Origin of the sequence: Sphingobium xenophagum (genome assembly GCF_002288285.1) — a bacterium.
Taxonomy (GTDB): Bacteria; Pseudomonadota; Alphaproteobacteria; order Sphingomonadales; family Sphingomonadaceae; genus Sphingobium; species Sphingobium xenophagum.
On the sequence record NZ_CP022746.1, the window covers coordinates 330,817 to 347,018 of the forward strand.

The 16,202-nt window shown below is 61.0% G+C and carries 17 protein-coding genes; 13 read left to right on the forward strand and 4 right to left on the reverse strand.

From position 1 onward, the window contains the following. Together CJD35_RS16415 and CJD35_RS16420 are read right to left on the reverse strand one after the other, a co-directional pair. Positions 1 to 552, reverse strand: a complete 552-nt coding sequence (locus CJD35_RS16415) for a MarR family winged helix-turn-helix transcriptional regulator (RefSeq protein ID WP_229380684.1) — start codon at positions 550 to 552, stop codon at positions 1 to 3. Between the two features lie 60 nt (positions 553 to 612). Continuing rightward, a complete protein-coding gene (locus CJD35_RS16420; protein ID WP_017181846.1) occupies positions 613 to 1,014 on the reverse strand; it encodes a nuclear transport factor 2 family protein in 402 nt (133 codons plus the stop codon). Between the two features lie 122 nt (positions 1,015 to 1,136). Here CJD35_RS16420 and CJD35_RS16425 point away from each other — a divergent pair, with 122 nt between their 5' ends. The 3 genes from CJD35_RS16425 to CJD35_RS16435 are packed head-to-tail and all read left to right on the forward strand — an operon-like array spanning position 1,137 to position 2,803. Then, positions 1,137 to 1,526, forward strand: a complete 390-nt coding sequence (locus CJD35_RS16425) for a nuclear transport factor 2 family protein (RefSeq protein WP_095687315.1) — start codon at positions 1,137 to 1,139, stop codon at positions 1,524 to 1,526. A gap of 11 nt (positions 1,527 to 1,537) precedes the next feature. Further along, the gene (locus CJD35_RS16430) at positions 1,538 to 2,287 is read left to right on the forward strand and encodes an SDR family NAD(P)-dependent oxidoreductase (RefSeq protein ID WP_017181848.1); all 750 of its coding nucleotides are present in this window, start codon (positions 1,538 to 1,540) and stop codon (positions 2,285 to 2,287) included. Between the two features lie 12 nt (positions 2,288 to 2,299). Continuing rightward, a complete protein-coding gene (locus tag CJD35_RS16435) occupies positions 2,300 to 2,803 on the forward strand; it encodes a DUF3237 domain-containing protein (RefSeq protein ID WP_017181849.1) in 504 nt (167 codons plus the stop codon). A gap of 95 nt (positions 2,804 to 2,898) precedes the next feature. On the opposite strand, the gene CJD35_RS16440 is transcribed toward CJD35_RS16435, so the two are convergent. Together CJD35_RS16440 and CJD35_RS16445 are read right to left on the reverse strand one after the other, a co-directional pair. Beyond that, a complete protein-coding gene (locus tag CJD35_RS16440) occupies positions 2,899 to 5,028 on the reverse strand; it encodes an acetate--CoA ligase family protein (RefSeq protein ID WP_017181850.1) in 2,130 nt (709 codons plus the stop codon). Between the two features lie 125 nt (positions 5,029 to 5,153). Next, positions 5,154 to 5,597 carry a MarR family winged helix-turn-helix transcriptional regulator gene (locus CJD35_RS16445; RefSeq protein ID WP_017181851.1) on the reverse strand — a complete coding sequence of 148 codons (444 nt, stop codon included), beginning with the start codon at positions 5,595 to 5,597 and terminating at the stop codon, positions 5,154 to 5,156. 124 nt (positions 5,598 to 5,721) lie between these two features. On the opposite strand from CJD35_RS16445, the gene CJD35_RS16450 reads away from it, so the two are divergent. The 10 genes from CJD35_RS16450 to CJD35_RS16495 all read left to right on the forward strand — a co-directional run bounded on the left by CJD35_RS16450 (position 5,722) and on the right by CJD35_RS16495 (position 16,198). Next, entirely contained in the window at positions 5,722 to 7,140 is a 1,419-nt protein-coding gene (locus CJD35_RS16450; RefSeq protein WP_017181852.1) for an aldehyde dehydrogenase family protein, read from the forward strand. Between the two features lie 167 nt (positions 7,141 to 7,307). Continuing rightward, positions 7,308 to 8,051 (forward strand): DUF4198 domain-containing protein, encoded by a 744-nt coding sequence (locus CJD35_RS16455; protein WP_017181853.1) that lies wholly within the window; start codon positions 7,308 to 7,310, stop codon positions 8,049 to 8,051. A gap of 24 nt (positions 8,052 to 8,075) precedes the next feature. Next, positions 8,076 to 8,456 (forward strand): hypothetical protein, encoded by a 381-nt coding sequence (locus CJD35_RS16460; protein WP_017181854.1) that lies wholly within the window; start codon positions 8,076 to 8,078, stop codon positions 8,454 to 8,456. Positions 8,457 to 8,585: 129 nt separating this feature from the next. Further along, positions 8,586 to 9,800, forward strand: coding sequence for an acetyltransferase domain-containing protein (locus CJD35_RS16465; protein WP_017181855.1), 1,215 nt, complete (start codon positions 8,586 to 8,588; stop codon positions 9,798 to 9,800). A gap of 217 nt (positions 9,801 to 10,017) precedes the next feature. Continuing rightward, positions 10,018 to 10,539: a TonB-dependent receptor plug domain-containing protein gene (locus CJD35_RS16470; RefSeq protein WP_095687264.1), complete on the forward strand. Its 522-nt coding sequence runs from the start codon at positions 10,018 to 10,020 to the stop codon at positions 10,537 to 10,539. 15 nt (positions 10,540 to 10,554) lie between these two features. After that, positions 10,555 to 11,495, forward strand: a protein-coding gene (locus CJD35_RS16475) for an IS630 family transposase (protein WP_244917217.1) whose coding sequence is annotated in 2 segments (ribosomal slippage) — positions 10,555 to 10,900 and positions 10,900 to 11,495 — 942 coding nt in all. Because the reading frame shifts where the segments join, the coding sequence is not laid out codon by codon here. Then, positions 11,492 to 13,300: a TonB-dependent siderophore receptor gene (locus tag CJD35_RS16480; RefSeq protein WP_244917309.1), complete on the forward strand. Its 1,809-nt coding sequence runs from the start codon at positions 11,492 to 11,494 to the stop codon at positions 13,298 to 13,300. The genes CJD35_RS16475 and CJD35_RS16480 overlap by 4 nt, the downstream gene beginning before the upstream one ends. Before the next feature lie 100 nt (positions 13,301 to 13,400). Continuing rightward, a complete protein-coding gene (locus CJD35_RS16485; protein ID WP_017181857.1) occupies positions 13,401 to 14,444 on the forward strand; it encodes a PepSY-associated TM helix domain-containing protein in 1,044 nt (347 codons plus the stop codon). Further along, positions 14,441 to 15,370, forward strand: coding sequence for a 2-hydroxyacid dehydrogenase (locus CJD35_RS16490; protein WP_017181858.1), 930 nt, complete (start codon positions 14,441 to 14,443; stop codon positions 15,368 to 15,370). The genes CJD35_RS16485 and CJD35_RS16490 overlap by 4 nt, the downstream gene beginning before the upstream one ends. Before the next feature lie 21 nt (positions 15,371 to 15,391). Further along, on the forward strand, positions 15,392 to 16,198 hold the full coding sequence (locus tag CJD35_RS16495; RefSeq protein WP_017181859.1) for a haloacid dehalogenase type II: 807 nt from the start codon (positions 15,392 to 15,394) through the stop codon (positions 16,196 to 16,198). Positions 16,199 to 16,202: the final 4 nt, after the last annotated feature.

The window sequence follows — 16,202 nt, forward strand, 5'->3', positions numbered from 1 at the left end:
CTAAAGGTCCGCCTCGTCCGGGCGGGTGGATTCGAGGAACCGGCTATTGCCAGCCTCGTCTTTCGCTTCGAGTGTTTCAACCAGCGTGTCGAGGAAATGGTTGAGCGTATCGACCTGCGCCGCTTCCAAGCCGGACACCAGATAGTCTGCAACCTTGTCGGTCTGCGGGCGCATCAGCCCATAGAGGCGCTGGCCTTCTTCTGTCAGCACCAGCGTCTTGCGCCGCTTGTTGCTGGCGTCACGCTCGACGGTGATACGGCCATGCTTTTGCAAGGCGGCGACCGCGCGCGAGACGCTCATCGGGTTCACCCCGGTCATTTCGGCCAGTTCATGGCTGGCCGAATCAGGGAAGCGGCCGATCAGCATCAGCAGCCGAAATTCATTGAGGCTGATCTTGTAGCGATGCTCCAGATATGTGGAGAAGGGCGCCATCAATTTGTTGGCCAGCCGCAATATCCGATGCAACGTATCGGATTGGCTGACTTCGTCAGCTCGTGACCGGGGCGACTTGCGCGATGCGGTCGGGCTTTTGGGCGCAGGACTGTTCGACATGACTTTCCGATAGGACATTTGCCGGGCCTCAAGTCAAGCCGGGCATGGGAGAAGGCGCGCTCAGGCGGCAGGAACAATCGCGCAGCCGACGCTGGTGAAGTGTCCGTTGGCGACATGATAATGGATATATTGGCGCATCTCCTGCACCTCGCCTTTGCGGATCGGAGCAAATTGATCCAACCCCTGTTCGCGCAAAGCCTCAGCGGTCAGGTCACGGATCCCTTCAACCCGGATGATCCCTTCCAGCGCGACCAGATTTTCGCTGGCAGCGAAGCGTTCGATCGTCAGCGTTTCGATCACATGGGCGTGGAGGAAACTGTAGAAGCGCTTGAATGCTTCGCGCGTGCCCAAGTCTACGCCGAAGAACTGGATTTTCGCGTCGGGTGCGTAAAAATCGAACACCGTGTCATAATCGCGATGGTTGAAGGCGTGCGCGTAACGCTCATAATCGGCGCGGTTCATATCGGCCTCTCCACTTTTCGGGACTGCGATTTTTCGCCTGCCCGCTTGCCATATTAATAACGATCGTTATCGTAATGGCAAAGGGCGATCAAACGCCAGCGAAAAGATGGGATGAGGATGATATGGCCCGCACAGAGCAGGAAGAGCGCAATCTCAAACTCGTCATGGCGATGTTCGACCATGTGCTCAAACCCATGGATGCCGACGCGGTCGACCGCTATCTGGCCCCTGATTATATCCAGCACAACCAATGGGTCGATACCGGGACTGAGCCGCTCAAAGCGTTTTTGCGGCAGATGCGCGGGGAAAACCCCGACGCGGTCCACGACATCAAGCGCTGCTTTGTCGAGGACGATCATGTGATCGTCCATTATCATGTACGGCGACGGCCGGGTGATCCTGGTTTTGCCGTGATCGACATTTTTCGCGTCGAAAACGGGCTGATCGCCGAGCATTGGGATGTGGTGCAGGATGTACCGGCCGACAGCCCCAATCCCAATTCCCCCTTTTGACGGAGCGCGAGATGCGGTTCAGCGACAAGATCATACTGGTTGTCGGCGGCAATAGCGGCATCGGTCTGGCAAGCGCCCAGGCCTTTGCCGCCGAGGGCGCGATCGTGCGGATAAGCGGACGCGATCAGGCGACGATCGACGCGGCGGTGGCAACCATCCCCGGCGCAAAAGGCTATCGCGCGGACATTGCCGATCCGGACGCGATGGACGCGATGATGGCCGACATCGCGGCACAGGACGGGCGGATCGATACATTGTTCGTGAATGCCGGCGTCGGCGGCTTTGCCCGCTTGCGCGATATGACGCCAGCAGACTGGGATCATGTCCATGGCGTTAATCTGCGCGGCTGCGTGTTCGCCATCCAGAAGGCGTTGCGACTGATGCGCCGGGGCGGATCGATCGTCGCGACCGGTTCCATCGGGGGCCATGCGTTCGTACCGGGCAATACGGCCTATGCGGCGGCCAAGGGCGGGCTTTATGCAGCGATGAAGGTGATTGCCGGCGAGTTGGTAAGCGAGGGTATCCGCGTCAATCTGGTCAGTCCCGGTCCCATCGAAACGCCCCTGCTCCACCGCAATCCGGGGATGAGCGAGGCCGATGTGGCAGCGATGCGCGAGGCGATGATCAATGCCGTACCAATGAAGCGGATGGGCCGACCGGAGGAAGTCGCCCGCGCGGTGCTGTTCCTGGCGTCGGACGAGGCGAGCTTTATCACCGCGGCTAACCTTTTCGTCGATGGCGGTACGCTTGAACTGGGATGATGGAGAATTGGGATGACGGATATGTTTTCGACGCTGGATAATCCGCGACTGGAATTTGCGATGGAGGTACGGCTGCAATTTCCGCGGGTGCAGACGATCGTGAATACGCCGATGGGCGGCAATCGCAGCGCCGTCTATGTCGATGGCGGCACGTTCGAGGGGCCAAGGATCAGGGGCAAGGCCGTTCCGGGATCGGGCGGCGATTATGCCTATTTCCGGCCTGACGATGTCGCGGTGTTCGATGCACGCTATATGCTGGAGGAGGAGGACGGCACGCTGATCCTGCTCAACAATCGCGGCTTCCTGTGGGGGCGCAAGCCCGATACGATGACGAAGTTGCGGGACTGGGCCTTTGGCGAAGGGCAACCTGTCGAGCAGCAGGACTATTATCTGCGCGGCAATCCGACTTTCGAATGTCCTGTCGGCAAGCATGACTGGCTGACCAAACATGTGTTCATAGGCGTTGGTGAACGGCGGGCCGATGGCAATGTGTTGCGCTATTATGCGCTGACATAAATACAGCGTCACCCATCCGCTGCGAGCGAAGTCGAAAGGCGTTCAGGGCAGTCCCTGGCGTTTTTCGACTTCACTCGCAGCGATCAGAGGCAGGATCAGAGCGAGATCAGAGCGTCCAGCGCCAACGCGCCCTGTCCTTCGGGATAGACAATGACGGGGTTGAGATCGACCTCGCGAATGGCAGGCGTTGCGGCGACCATGCGGCCCAGGCGCTGGACGACGTCGGCGACAGCGCCGATGTCCATGACCGGCGCACCGCGAAAGCCGTCGAGCAAGGGTGCCATGCGCAGCGTGCGGATGCGGGCGATGATGGCGTCGCGCGGCAGGTCAGGCGGAAGCAGACAGACGTCATGCAGCAATTCCGCCGCGACGCCACCAAAACCGACCAGGACGGTCGCGCCCCAGTGCGGATCGTTCCGCGCACCGACAATGAGTTCGACACCCTTGTCGGCCATCCCCTCCACCAGCACGCCGTCGAGCACGAGATCGGGGCGGGACGCTGCGATATTGGCGGCTAGCCTGTCCCAGCCTTCGGCCAGTTCGTCGCGATTTTTAAGGTCGACGATAACGCCGCCCGCGTCGCTCTTGTGCGGCAGGTCTGGCGACTGCGCCTTTAGAACGACAGGATAGCCCAGCGTCTCGGCAGCGGCGATCGCCTCTTCCACGCTCTGCGCCATGGCGAAGCGAGGGAAGGCGATACCATGTTCCGCCATGATCGCCTTGGATCGATATTCCGGGATAGAATGGCCGACCTGCGCCAGATCGGCAACCGGAGCGGCGTCCAGCGGGGCCGCCGTGAAATCGCGCGCAGCAGCGGCGCTGATCCGGGCGAGCGCGCGCACGGCGCGTTCGGCAGTCGGCAGATAGGTGACGCCTGCCTGACGGAGAGCGGAAAGATCGTCCGCAAACACTGCGCCGCCTTCATCAACGCCGCCCACTATGATGGGCTTGTCTGGCCGGAGGGTGGCGAGCGCATTCAGCACGGCGGTGAATTTGACATGGGATGTGCCGGTGTCGGTCTGGATCAGGGTCAAAAGGATTGTGGCGATACGCTGATCTTCGACCAGAGCGGCAAGCGTGCGACCGTAAAGGCCCGGATCGACCAGCCCCTGCGCCGTGACATCGAGCGGATTGGTGACGGGAACGAAATCGGGCAGCGCCGCGCGCAGCGCCGGGCTGTCGGCGTCGGTCAGCGTCGGCAGGTCAAGCACGACCGCTTCGGAGAGGTCCAGCATCATCGCCTTGAATGCGCCCGATTCAGCGATGATGCCGGTGCCGCCCGCGCCGATTGCCGCGTTGCGCGCCAGCATTTCAGCCACGTCACCCAATTCTTCCAGCGAGTCGACCAGGATGACGCCCGCCCGTTCGACATGGACCGCCATGACGGCATGATCGCCCGCCATCGCGCCCGTATGCGTGGCAGCGCTGGCCGCGCCCGCCGCGCTGCGGCCTGGGTGGAGCAGCACCACCTGCTTGCCGGCCAGCCTTGCCGCGCGGGCGGCGGCAAGGAAACGGGCGGGATCGCGGACATGTTCGGCGATCATCGCGATCACCGCGGTTTCGGGCTCGTCTACCAGATGGGCAAGATAATCCTCGATCCCACTGGCCGCTTCATTGCCGGTGGAGATGTAGCAGCTGAGCGGCACGTCGCGATGAATCATCGTCGTCGCCAGCACAGCCGCCATGGCGCCCGATTGCGAAACGATGCCCACCCGGCGGTCACCCTGGGCCGTCGCCTCCGGCATTTCGATGAAGGTCAGCGAAACATTGTCGCGGAAGTTGACGAGGCCGAGGCAATTGGGCCCTTCGACCACCATACCGGCTTCGCGGGCGATGCGCGCGATTTCCTGCTGGTCGGCGAGACCTTGCGGGCCATCCTCGGCAAAGCCGGCGGAAAAGATCACGGCCGCGCCGACATGGCGACGGGCAAGGCCGCGCATCGTGTCGAGCACGCCCGCGCGCGGGATGGCAAGAACAGCGGCATCGACACCTTCGGGCAGATCATCAACCGATGCGACGCAGGGGCGGCCGCCGATTTCCGCACGCTTGGGATTGACCAGATGGATGTCGCCAGCAAAGCCCTGCCGCACCAGATTGGCCAGCACCGACGCACCCAGAGCGCCCGGCTTGTCCGACGCACCCACGATCGCGACGGACCGGGGCCGCAGCAACCGGTCGAGCGAGGGGGCTGCCATGGATACTGCCGGCCGGTCGAGGTCGATCATGTCGGTCAAGCGTGTCTCTCCCCAGAAATTCTTCAGTAGAAGCGGCTCGAATCAACCGCTGTTTCGCGCCAACATTGTGCGCCTGTGATACAATTTACGCAACCGCTTTTGCGTCACCTTGGCCGTCAGTCAGCGCTGGCGGCGCGCGGCACTGGGCCAAGCTTGCGCAGCAAGGCACTGAGCGTGCGGACTTCCTCGGCGCTCAGCCGGGCCGTCATCCGCGCGTCGGATACGCGCAGCGCATCGACCATGACCGGCACTTTCGCTTCCCCTTCGGCCGTCAACCACAGCGCGTTGGTACGCAAGTCGCGACCCGGCCGCCGTTCGACAAGCCCGCGTTCCGCCAATATGTTGACCAGCTTCATCGCGCTCGACCGGTTGATGCTGAGTGCCCGACCCAGGGCAGTCTGGTCGCAGCCGGGATTGTCGCGGATCAGGATGAGCGCCGTCAGCTTGGCGGGCGAGAGGTCGTGCGCCGCCATGGCGGCGCGCGCGTCCGTATCAATCAAGAGATGCGCACGCTGGACCTGATAACCAACCAGTCCACGAAGATCCGCCCCCTGTTTCATCGTTGCCTTTACCCTCTTGCCAAAATTGTATCACAGGCGCACAAATACATGCTACAGGCTCGCATCGCACAAAGCGATAGGCAAAGCCGATCGAAATCAGGACTTGCATTCAAGGAGAGCGACAATGGATCATGAATACCGCCTGTTGATCGATGGTGAACTTGTGCCGGGCGTCAGCGCCTTCGACGTGGTGAACCCGGCGACCGGCGCGGCCTTTGCTTCCGCGCCCAAGGCCGACGAGGCGATGCTGGAGCGCGCCGTCGCCGCCGCGAAACGCGCCCAGCCTGCATGGTCGGCGCTGCCGGTCGATGAACGGGCCGCGCTGGTCAACAAGCTGGCCGACACACTGGAAGCGCGAATCGGTGAGTTTGCAAGCCTGCTGACCGCTGAACAGGGCAAGCCACTCGATCAGGCTGGCTATGAGATCATGGGCAGCGTGTTCACGCTGCGCGGATTTGCCGCGATGCGGATCGAACCCAAGGTGCTGAAGGACGAAGGTGGCAACCGCGTTGTCGAACATCGCACGCCGCTGGGCGTCGTTGCGTCGATCACGCCATGGAATTTCCCGGTAATTCTGCTGATGAACAAGCTGGGGCCAGCATTGATGACCGGCAACACGATGATCGCCAAGCCTGCGCCGACGACGCCGCTCACCACACTGCTGTTCGGCGAACTGGCGCAGGCCATCCTGCCGCCCGGCGTGTTCAACATCGTGTGCGACCAGAATGAGCTGGGCGCGCTGATCACCGGGCATCCCGACATTGCCAAGGTCGCTTTCACCGGATCGACCGCGACCGGCAAGAAGGTGATGGCGTCCTCGGCCAGCACGGTGAAGCGGGTTACGCTGGAACTGGGCGGCAATGATGCCGCGATCGTGATGGACGATGTCGACGCCAAGCAGGCGGCGAAGAAAGTCTATCAGGGCGCGATGACCAATGCTGGCCAGATCTGCGTCGCCATCAAGCGCGCCTATGTCCCCACCCCGATGTATGACGAATTTTGCGATGAGTTGGCCCGGCTTGCCAATGAAGCGATCGTCGATGACGGGGCCAAGCAGGGCACGACGATCGGTCCGGTGCAGAACAAGATGCAGTTCGACAAGGTCAATGCCTTGATCGAGGATGCGCGTTCGCGTGGCACGGTGATGACCGGCGGCGCGCCGCTCGACCGGGCAGGCTATTTCATTCCCCCCACGATCGTTCGCGATCTGGACGATGATGCGCCCCTGGTGCGCGAAGAACAGTTCGGTCCGGTGCTGCCGGTGCTGAAATATGACGATATTGAGGATGTGATCGCCCGCGCCAATGACAGCGAATATGGGCTGGGCGGCACGGTGTGGGGCAAGGATCTGGCCCGCGCCACGGATGTCGCGATGAAGATCGACACAGGCACCGTCTGGGTGAACCAGCATCTGGCGATCGATGCCAATATTCCGTTCCGGGGCGTGAAACAGTCCGGGCTGGGCGCGGAACTGGGCGAGGCGGGGCTGCTGGAATATACCCAGGCGCATATCGTCAATTCAGTGGAATTTGCCGACGCCTGATCATTATCCCGACGGGTCGTAAAAAGGGCCGGAGAAGCACATCGCTCCTCCGGCCCTAACTTTTTGACATTTTTACGTCGCATCAATGACGTTTTCAAAATTTTCGTTCGTGCCGTCAGCATAGCCTCGATCCAGGAATTGGCCCCCTTTGTCGAGGAACCTGCCCGATGCGTTTTTCCCATATGGTTACAGCCGCTGTTGCGGCATCTACCCTGATCATCGCCACGGCACCCGCTGGCGCGCATGCCATCTGGTTCGCGCAGCGCGCCAAGCAGACCGCGTTGATCTACGGCGTTGGCGCAGACGATCTGGACATGGTCAAGCGCCTGCCGCTGGTCAAGTCAGTGACCGGCTATGACTCCGACGGTGCGCCAGTCAATACGTCGCTGCGCGCGGCTGGGGCTATTCCGGTGGTCGACAGCGACGAACCGATCGCCGTCGTCGCGGCAGTTATGGACTATGGCTATTGGAGCAAGACGCCGGATGGCGAATGGCACAATAAGGGCCGCGACGAAGTGCCCAATGCGACATTGGCCGAACATAATTTCAAATATGCCGTCTATCTGACGCAGATGCCGACCAAGCAGATCCCGCTGTATGAAGGCCACACGTTGCAGGTCGTGCCGGTGGGCACCGCCATTCCGCAGAAGATGGGCGAACCGATGAAGGTGCGGGTCTATTATAAGGGCCAGCCGATTGCCGGTGCGACCGTAATGCAGGATTATGTCAACGATCCTGACGAGGTTAATCCCGCCAAGACCGCTGCCGACGGGACTGCGACGATCAAGGTCCGCAACCAGGGCAATAATGTGCTGATGGCGATCTATGTCGCAAAATCCGATGACAAGAAGGCGGACCATATAGAGCATAGCGCTTCGCTGAGTTTCGTCCTGCCGCACGTGCCGGAATAACATCATTCTGTTCGGAGATTTGCCGTGAATATCCAGTATATCCGCAGCGGCATCGCCGCACTCGCCCTGATTGCTGCACCTGCGATGCTGCAAGCCCATGGCAGCATGAAACCGCAGCATGGCGGCATGGTCCAGATGACCGGCGAAACCGTGTTCGAACTGGTCGCGGGGCCGAAGGGCGTGGACGTCTATCTGAGCGAAGAGGATGAACCGCTGGCAGCAGTGGGCTATACCGCAAAGCTTATCCAAACTGTCGCAGGGGCAAAGACCGAGGCCGTCTTGACGCCGGCGGGTGGCAACAGACTCTCCGCACCGGGCTTCAAAGCCGCCAAAGACGCGAAGCTTGTCGTCGCTCTGATCGACAAAAGCGGCGCCAAGACTTTCGCCACCTTCCAGGCGAAGTAAGGAGCCGGAAAATGCGTAGCGCGATCCGCCGCCAGTCTTGCTACTCAGACGTGCGGCGGATCGCAACATGACAGCTTCCACCCTGCGTCCGCCAGAGGGCGAGTAACCCAGGGAAAAGAAGGACAGACGATGAGCAGCATTGCAGGCCACGCGCCCCTCACCCAATTTACTACAAGCGCGCCACCACCGGTCGCAGCCGCCAAAGCGCGCACGCGATTGATAGCGATCGACGCGCTCCGCGGCCTCGTCATGCTGTTCATGCTGGTCGATCATGTGCGCGAGACTTTTTTCCTCTACATGCAGGTGACCGATCCGGTCGATGCCAACACGACCGATCCCGGCCTGTTCTTCACCCGGCTGCTATCCACCTTCTGCGCGCCGACCTTCGTTGCGCTGACCGGCCTGTCAGCCTGGCTCTATGGCCAGTCGCACAGCAAGGGGCAGGTTTCGGAATTTCTGCTCAAGCGGGGGCTTTTCCTGATCTTTCTGGAAGTGACTGTGGTCGGCTATGCCTGGCCGACCCAGGCTCCCGCTTTCCCCCCGACGGCGATCTGGTTGCAGGTGATCTGGGCGATCGGCATTTCGATGGTCGCGCTGGCCGCCCTGCTGCATTTGCCGCGGGCCGCGCAATTTGGGGTGGGACTGGCGATCGTGGGACTGCATAATCTGCTCGATCCCATTCGGCTGACCGCAGACCAGCCAGGCTATGTCGCCTGGGCGATTTTGCATCAGCGGTCGCTCATAGAATTTGGCGGGGCGGCGATCAAGACCACCTATCCGGTGCTGCCATGGATCGGCGTCATCCTGCTGGGCTATGCCTGTGGACCCTGGTTTGCCAAGGGCAGCGATCCGCAGCGGCGTATGCGCCGCCTGCTGATGACCGGCCTTGGGCTGATCCTGGGCTTTGTTGCGATCCGCTATCTCAACATTTACGGCGACAAGCCCTGGTTTGTCGGGGAAACGCCCTTGCGTACGGTGATGAGTTTCCTGGCACTGACCAAATATCCGCCGTCCCTACTGTTCCTGATGCCGACCGTGGGCACCGGTTGCCTGTTGCTCGCCCTGTTCGAGAAATATGAGGACAGCGCGGTCATGCCGCATCTGGCGTTGCTGGGCGGGGCGCCGATGTTCTTCTATATTCTGCATCTCTATGTGCTGAAGCTGATCTACAATGTGGCGCTCGCCCTATACGGACCGACCAAAGGAACGGTGTTCGGGGTCGACAATCTTTCCACGGTGTGGATTTGGGTCGCTCTATTGATCCTGCCGCTTTACTTTCCCACCCGCTGGTTCGCGCAGCTCAAGCAGCGGCGCAAGGACATATGGTGGCTGAAATATCTGTAAAGGCGACAACTCGTCGCCTCCCCCTTGGAGGCGGCTATTTCCGGGGCATTTTTACCTCTTTACTGCAAGGATCGGGCGCAGCATTTTCATGCCGTAACAACCGCCGATTCACAATTTTGCGCCGTCCGATGTGCCAAGTTTGACGGATTATTTCTGGAACTCATCCTAGCCTCGAACTCAAGAAGAGGTGGAATAAACACCCAATGGCCGGCGTCCGATGACAGGAGCAACAGTTCGCGTCGGAAATGAAAACCCGTCGGCCCCGTTCGCAGGACGTTCAGAACAGCGATTTTTTAAAGGGGATTTCATCATGCGACCATTCTCCACCCTCCGGCTGGCACTGATCGCCAGCACCGCCACTATCGCGTTGCCGTCTGCCGCGATTGCGCAGGCACCGGCCGCCGAGTCCAGCGACATCGTCGTCACCGGTCTGAAGCGCCAATATTTCGGTGACACGCCGGTCAAGGAAATCCCGCAGGCTGTTCAATTTCTGGAAGGCGAGTTGCTGGATGATTTGAACATCACCCGGCTGGACACCGCGCTGGAACTGGCGAGCGGTGTGTCGAAGCAGAATAATTTTGGTGGTCTGTGGGACAGTTTTGCGATCCGCGGCTTTGCGGGGGATGAGAATTTTCCGAGTGGCTTTCTGGTCAATGGCTTTAGAGCGGTTTTCGACCGTTCTGAATCGGTCTGGGATTCCCTTCGGGCGCGATTTCTGATTCAGAATCCGTGCTGGTGAAGGAGGCCGGCATGGATGGCTCTTTCGATGGATTTGCGCACTCGGCTGTTGGCAGCGGTGGACAGTGGATCGAGTTGCCGTGCTGCGGCGGCCCGGTTCGGTGTTGCACCATCAACGGCGGTCCGTTGGCGGGCACAGCAGCGCGAGACGGGTGACATTGCCCCAAAGCCGCGCGGCGGGGATATGCGCTCGCGGCGGGTGGAAGAGCGGGCAGTGGACATTCTGGCCATTTGGGAGGAGCGTAGGGACATCACCCTCGAAGAACTACGTCTGGCGCTTGCGGACAAGGGCATGGCCGTTTCCGTGGCCGGGCTACATCGCTTTTTTGTTCGCCGTGGCCTGACGCGCAAAAAAAGACAGGCCATGCGATAGAGCAAGATCGACCAGACGTCCTGAAACAGCGTCAGGACTGGTTCGAGGGGCAACTCGATCTCGAACCGGAGCGCCTGGTCTTCATCGACGAAACCTGGACCGCCACCAACATGACCCGCAGCCACGGTCGTTGCCCGAAAGGCGAGCGGTTGCGGATGGGCTTCCCGCACGGCCACCGCAAGACCACCACCCTGGTCGCTGGCCTGCGCATGACCGGCATGGTCGCGCCTATGGTGCTCGATGGACCGATCAACGGCGACTGGTTCGAAGCCTACGTCGCTCAGGTCCTCGTCCCGGAACTGCGGCCCGGCGACGTCGTCATCATGGACAACCTATCGAGCCACAAGCGCGCATCGGTGCAAGTGCTCATCGAGGCCGCAGGCGCAACCCTGCGCTTTCTCCCGCCCTACAGCCCCGACTTCAACCCGATCGAGAAAGCGTTCTCCCGCCTCAAGGCCATGCTCCGCAAAGCGGGCGAGCGAACGGTCAGCGGCCTGTGGAGCTTGATCGGCAAACTCGTCGATATCTTCCAGCCTCAGGAATGCGCCAACTACTTCAGATCGTGCGGCTATGAACCAGAATGATCGAAAACCGCTCTAATGGTGGCCGCGGTTATGGTGGCCCGCGCGACGCATCGAATGTCGAGCGCATCGAAGTGCTCAAAGGCCCCAATTCCGCGCTGTTCGGGCGCGGTGAGCCGGGCGGCACGATCAACATCGTCAGCAAAAAGCCGACCTTCAAGGAGGGCGGCAGCTTTTCCGTCGCCGGTGGCAAATGGAATACCTACCGCGTCGAGGGCGACTATAACCTGCCCATCACCGACATGGTCGCGGTCCGCCTGACTGGTGCGGTGGAAGATGCGGAAAGCTTCCGTGACACGGTGAAAACGCGCAAATATGTGCTGAACCCGTCCTTCCTGGCGAAGCTGTCGGACAAGACGATCTTCACCTACGAACTGGAATATGTGAACCAGGAAGTGCCGTTTGAGCGTGGCGTGGTGGCGATCCCGACCGTAACGGCCAATGGCATCACCTATGATCTGGGCGCAATTCCCAATACCCGTTTCCTGGGTAACCCAAATGATGGCCCGACCAAGGTCGAAGTGCTGGGCCACCAGGCGCAGTTGCAGCATGACTTGAGCGACGATTGGGTTGTCATGCTGGGTGCTGGTTACAAGGACACGTCGTTTAAGGGCTTTTCGAGCGATCCTGAACTGGTCCTTGGTCGGCAGCGGATCGACAATGACGGCCGTACCCTTACCCGCCAGCGTCGCTACCGCGATTATAGCACGACCCATATGGTTTTCCGCGGCGAAATCAGCGGCAAGGCGCAGACCGGATCGATCGTTCACAATATCCGCGTCGGGGCGGACTGGGACAAGTTCGAGATCGACACGTTCCAGACCCGATATCGCCCCGTGGCGGCGGACCAGTCCTATTCGATCGACATCTTCAATCCCGATTATACCATCCCGGCACCCGTTCCCAACGTCGTGATCCAGAACGCCGACGAAGTGCAGAAGGCCTGGGGCGTTTATGCGCAGGACCAGATCGAGATCACCGAACAGTTCAAGGTGCGCTTTGGTGGCCGCTACGACCATTTCAGCCAGAATATCGACCTGCGCCTGAACAATACCAACCCCAAGAAAAGCTACAGCAAGTTCAGCCCGATGGCAGGCCTGGTGTTCGAACCGACCAGCAGCGTGTCGCTCTATGCCAGCTATGGCAAAGGCTTCCGTCCCAACAGCGGCGTTGGTTTCGACGGGCAGCCATTTGAGCCTGAAATCAGCACATCCTATGAAGTCGGTGCAAAGTTCATTACCCCAGATGGTCGCCTGACCAGCACGATTTCGCTCTACAAAATGAAGAAGAGCAATGTGCTGTCGACCGACCCGGCCAACCCCGGCTTCTCCAAGCCGGTCGGTTCCGCCGACAGCAAGGGCGTGGAGTTTGACGTCAATGCCAAGCTGCCAGCCGGGTTTGAACTATTCCTGACCTATGCCTATACCGATGCGGGCTGGGCCACCAACGTGTTCGACCCCAATTTCGGCCTGCCGATCCTGAAGGGCGATCCGCTGATCAACATTCCCAAGCATCAGGGCAATATCCTGCTGTTCAAGAATTTTTCGATCGGCGATCATCAAGCCATGCTGGGCGGTGGCGTAAACCATGTCGGCAAGCGTCTGGGCGAGACGGCAACGACCTTCTTCCTGCCCAGCTATACGATCGCCAAGCTGATGGGATCGGTCACGATCAACGACCAGTTCAAGCTGTCGGCCAATGTCGATAATCTGTTCGACAAGAAATATTATGCCAGCTCTTACGCAGCCCTGTGGATACAGCCAGGCATGCCCCGTTCCTTTACGATACGAGGTACGTTCAACTTCTAGAACAGGTGCCGGGGAGGCTTTCGCGCCTCCCTCTTCGGGCCGTCAACGACACCTCCTCCTCCTGTCGTTGGCGGCCCTTTTCGTTTTTGAGGGCTACCCCATGAACCGCGCGCTGATGTTGCGCCTGCATCGGACAATCGGCCTGGCCGTGGCGGCATTGCTGCTGGTGCAGGCGTTGAGCGGCGCGATGTTGGTCTATCGCGGGCCGCTGGCGCGGCTGATCGATCCGGTGGCGATGACCAGCGGAAAAGCCGGACCTGCAGTTTCGGTGGGCGAGGTGATCATGACAGCGAACCGGACGACGGCAGGCTATGCGGTAACGCGGCTGTTTGCGCCCGATGCCGATGGGGCCACCTATTTCGCGCAAATGGGCAATCGTGACGGCGCGGTGCGCTATGCGTCGGTCGATCCCGCGGGCGGCGCGGTGCTGCGGTCGGGCAATGTCCTGGCCTTTCCGGTCGAAGCGGCGTTACAAATCCATTATCGGTTGATGGCCGGCACGGTCGGCATAGCCGTCATCGGCCTGAACGGCCTCGCCCTTTTGGCCATGGTCGCGAGCGGGCTGGCCTATTGGTGGCCCAAGCGCGGCAAGATGGGCAAGGCGCTGGCGATACGCTGGACATTGTCGCCCAAGCTGGTTCTGCGCCAATGTCATCGCACGGCAGCTGTCTTGCTGAGCGCGTTTCTGCTGTTCATGGCGACGACGGGATTGCTGCTGGTGGTGCCCGAATTGCTGAGCAAGGGTGCCGCCAATGCGCCGTCCGCCGCATCGGCCGCCACGATCGACCGCAGCCTGATGCTGGCGCAATCGGCCTTCCCCGATGCCACGCTGCGCGACCTGCGGATCGATGGCGATCGGCTGATCGTCAATTTCAATGCCCCTGAACATAATGCGCGCGCGATCCACAGGGTCATCGTAACGCTGGCGCAGCCCCGCATCGTTAGCGCCATGCGTGCGCAGAACAATCCCGCCTCGTGGATGACCGTGCTGCCATTGCATGCGGGCGATGCCTTTGGTCCGATCGGCCAGCCCCTATTGCTGATCACCGCACTGGCGCTGGCTGCGCTGTGTGTTTCCGGATTAGTCATGTGGTGGCAGGCCAGGCGCGCCCGCCGCCCTGCCCCCGCCAGAAAGTCTGTATGATGACCCTGCTTTATACCTCCGATCCTGAACGCGGCCGCACCTGGCGCGATGTTTTCGCGGCTGAGGCTGCGGATATCGGCTTTGTCGATCCGACCGACCCGCATGACCCCGCCACGATCCGCTACCTCGCCGCGTGGAACCCGTCAGTCGAACTGATCGCCACACTGCCCGCACTGGAGATATTGTTTTCCATCGGCGCCGGTATCGACCAGTTCGACATGAGTCGCCTGCCGCCCCATGTCCGCGTCGTGCGAATGATCGAGCCGGGCATCGCGCAGGGCATGGTCGAATATGCGACGATGGCGGTGCTGGCGCTGCATCGCAACCTGATCGACCATGGTATCGCCCAGCGCGAGGGTCGTTGGGCACCGATCAAACTGACGCCCGCCAGCCAGCGACGGATCGGCGTGATGGGCCTTGGCATTCTGGGTCAGGCGGTGCTTGGCGCGTTGCGACCGTTCGGCTTTCCACTGTCAGGGTGGAGCCGGTCGGCCCATGCCGTGGAAGGGGTCGATTGCTTTGCCGGCGCGGCGGCGTTGCCCGCCTTCCTTTCGGGATGCGACATATTGATCTGCCTGCTCCCGCTCACCACCGAGACTCGCGGCATTTTGTGCCGCGAAACGCTGTCGCAACTGCCGCGCGGGGCGGGCCTGATCAATGTCGGGCGGGGTGGGCATCTGGTGGAGCAGGATCTGCTGTCGCTGCTGGACGAAGGTCATCTTTCAGGGGCGGTGCTGGATGTATTCGACCCCGAACCGTTGCCTCAGGGCCATGCATTGTGGGCGCATCCCCGCATCATCATGACCCCCCATGTCGCCAGCATGACGCGGGCGGACAGCGCTGCGCGCGCGTTGATCGCCAATATCCGCCGCCACGTGTCGGGGGCGACCATGGAGGGGGAGGTCGCACGCGACAAGGGCTATTGAGAGCGCAGCAATCTATGCCGAATGGGCCGCGATAAAAGCCCGATATATGCGTTCGCGCCCTTAGAAATGGGCTTCATGTTCCGGCGCGCCCATGTCGTAATGTGCCTGTCACATGGCCGCCAGGCCGCGCTTCAAGAACCTGCAAAGGATGATCAGCCGATGCCCAATTTCCGGCCCAAATATATCAGCTTCGACTGCTATGGCACGCTCACCCGTTTTCGCATGACCGAAATGGCGACCGCCTTCATGGCCGATCGCATCGATGCGGAAAAGCTGCCCGCCTTTTGCAAGGACTGGAGCGCCTATCGGTTCGATCAGGTGATGGGCGATTGGCAGCCCTATCAGGAGGTCATCCGCAACTCGTTGCGCCGGACGTGCAAGAAATGGGGCGTGGCCTATAATGAGGCTGATGCCGATGCTGTGTACAACACGGTGCCGACATGGGGTCCGCATGACGACGTCGTTGGCGGTCTGTCCAAGATCGGCGACAAGATTCCGCTCGTCATCCTCTCCAACGCGATGAACGACCAGATCCATCATAATGTGGGGATGCTGGGCGCGCCTTTCCATGCGGTCTATACCGCGCAGATGGCGCAGGCCTACAAGCCGCGGATGCAGGCGTTCGAATATATGTTCGACCAGCTGGGCGCAAATCCGGAAGATATGATGCACGTATCATCCAGCTTCCGCTACGATCAGAATACGGCGACCGACCTGCATTTTGGCTGCCGCGTGTTCGTGGGGCGTGGGCATGAGCCGTCCAACCCCTTCTACCGCGACGTAGAAATTCCCCATATCGGCTGCCTGCCGGCGGTTGTGGGCCTCTGATCGT

What these genes read in the sequence shown, in the direction of transcription:
- CJD35_RS16440 (WP_017181850.1), bottom strand. Translation starts at nt 5,028, where the DNA reads ATGATCGACCTCGACCGGCCGGCAGTATCCATGGCAGCCCCCTCGCTC.
- CJD35_RS16445 (WP_017181851.1), bottom strand. Translation starts at nt 5,597, where the DNA reads ATGAAACAGGGGGCGGATCTTCGTGGACTGGTTGGTTATCAGGTCCAG.
- CJD35_RS16455 (WP_017181853.1), top strand. Translation starts at nt 7,308, where the DNA reads ATGCGTTTTTCCCATATGGTTACAGCCGCTGTTGCGGCATCTACCCTG.
- CJD35_RS16465 (WP_017181855.1), top strand. Translation starts at nt 8,586, where the DNA reads ATGAGCAGCATTGCAGGCCACGCGCCCCTCACCCAATTTACTACAAGC.
- CJD35_RS16485 (WP_017181857.1), top strand. Translation starts at nt 13,401, where the DNA reads ATGAACCGCGCGCTGATGTTGCGCCTGCATCGGACAATCGGCCTGGCC.
- CJD35_RS16450 (WP_017181852.1), top strand. Translation starts at nt 5,722, where the DNA reads ATGGATCATGAATACCGCCTGTTGATCGATGGTGAACTTGTGCCGGGC.
- CJD35_RS16430 (WP_017181848.1), top strand. Translation starts at nt 1,538, where the DNA reads ATGCGGTTCAGCGACAAGATCATACTGGTTGTCGGCGGCAATAGCGGC.
- CJD35_RS16480 (WP_244917309.1), top strand. Translation starts at nt 11,492, where the DNA reads ATGATCGAAAACCGCTCTAATGGTGGCCGCGGTTATGGTGGCCCGCGC.
- CJD35_RS16490 (WP_017181858.1), top strand. Translation starts at nt 14,441, where the DNA reads ATGATGACCCTGCTTTATACCTCCGATCCTGAACGCGGCCGCACCTGG.
- CJD35_RS16495 (WP_017181859.1), top strand. Translation starts at nt 15,392, where the DNA reads ATGGGCCGCGATAAAAGCCCGATATATGCGTTCGCGCCCTTAGAAATG.
- CJD35_RS16415 (WP_229380684.1), bottom strand. Translation starts at nt 552, where the DNA reads ATGTCGAACAGTCCTGCGCCCAAAAGCCCGACCGCATCGCGCAAGTCG.
- CJD35_RS16425 (WP_095687315.1), top strand. Translation starts at nt 1,137, where the DNA reads ATGGCCCGCACAGAGCAGGAAGAGCGCAATCTCAAACTCGTCATGGCG.
- CJD35_RS16470 (WP_095687264.1), top strand. Translation starts at nt 10,018, where the DNA reads ATGACAGGAGCAACAGTTCGCGTCGGAAATGAAAACCCGTCGGCCCCG.
- CJD35_RS16435 (WP_017181849.1), top strand. Translation starts at nt 2,300, where the DNA reads ATGACGGATATGTTTTCGACGCTGGATAATCCGCGACTGGAATTTGCG.
- CJD35_RS16420 (WP_017181846.1), bottom strand. Translation starts at nt 1,014, where the DNA reads ATGAACCGCGCCGATTATGAGCGTTACGCGCACGCCTTCAACCATCGC.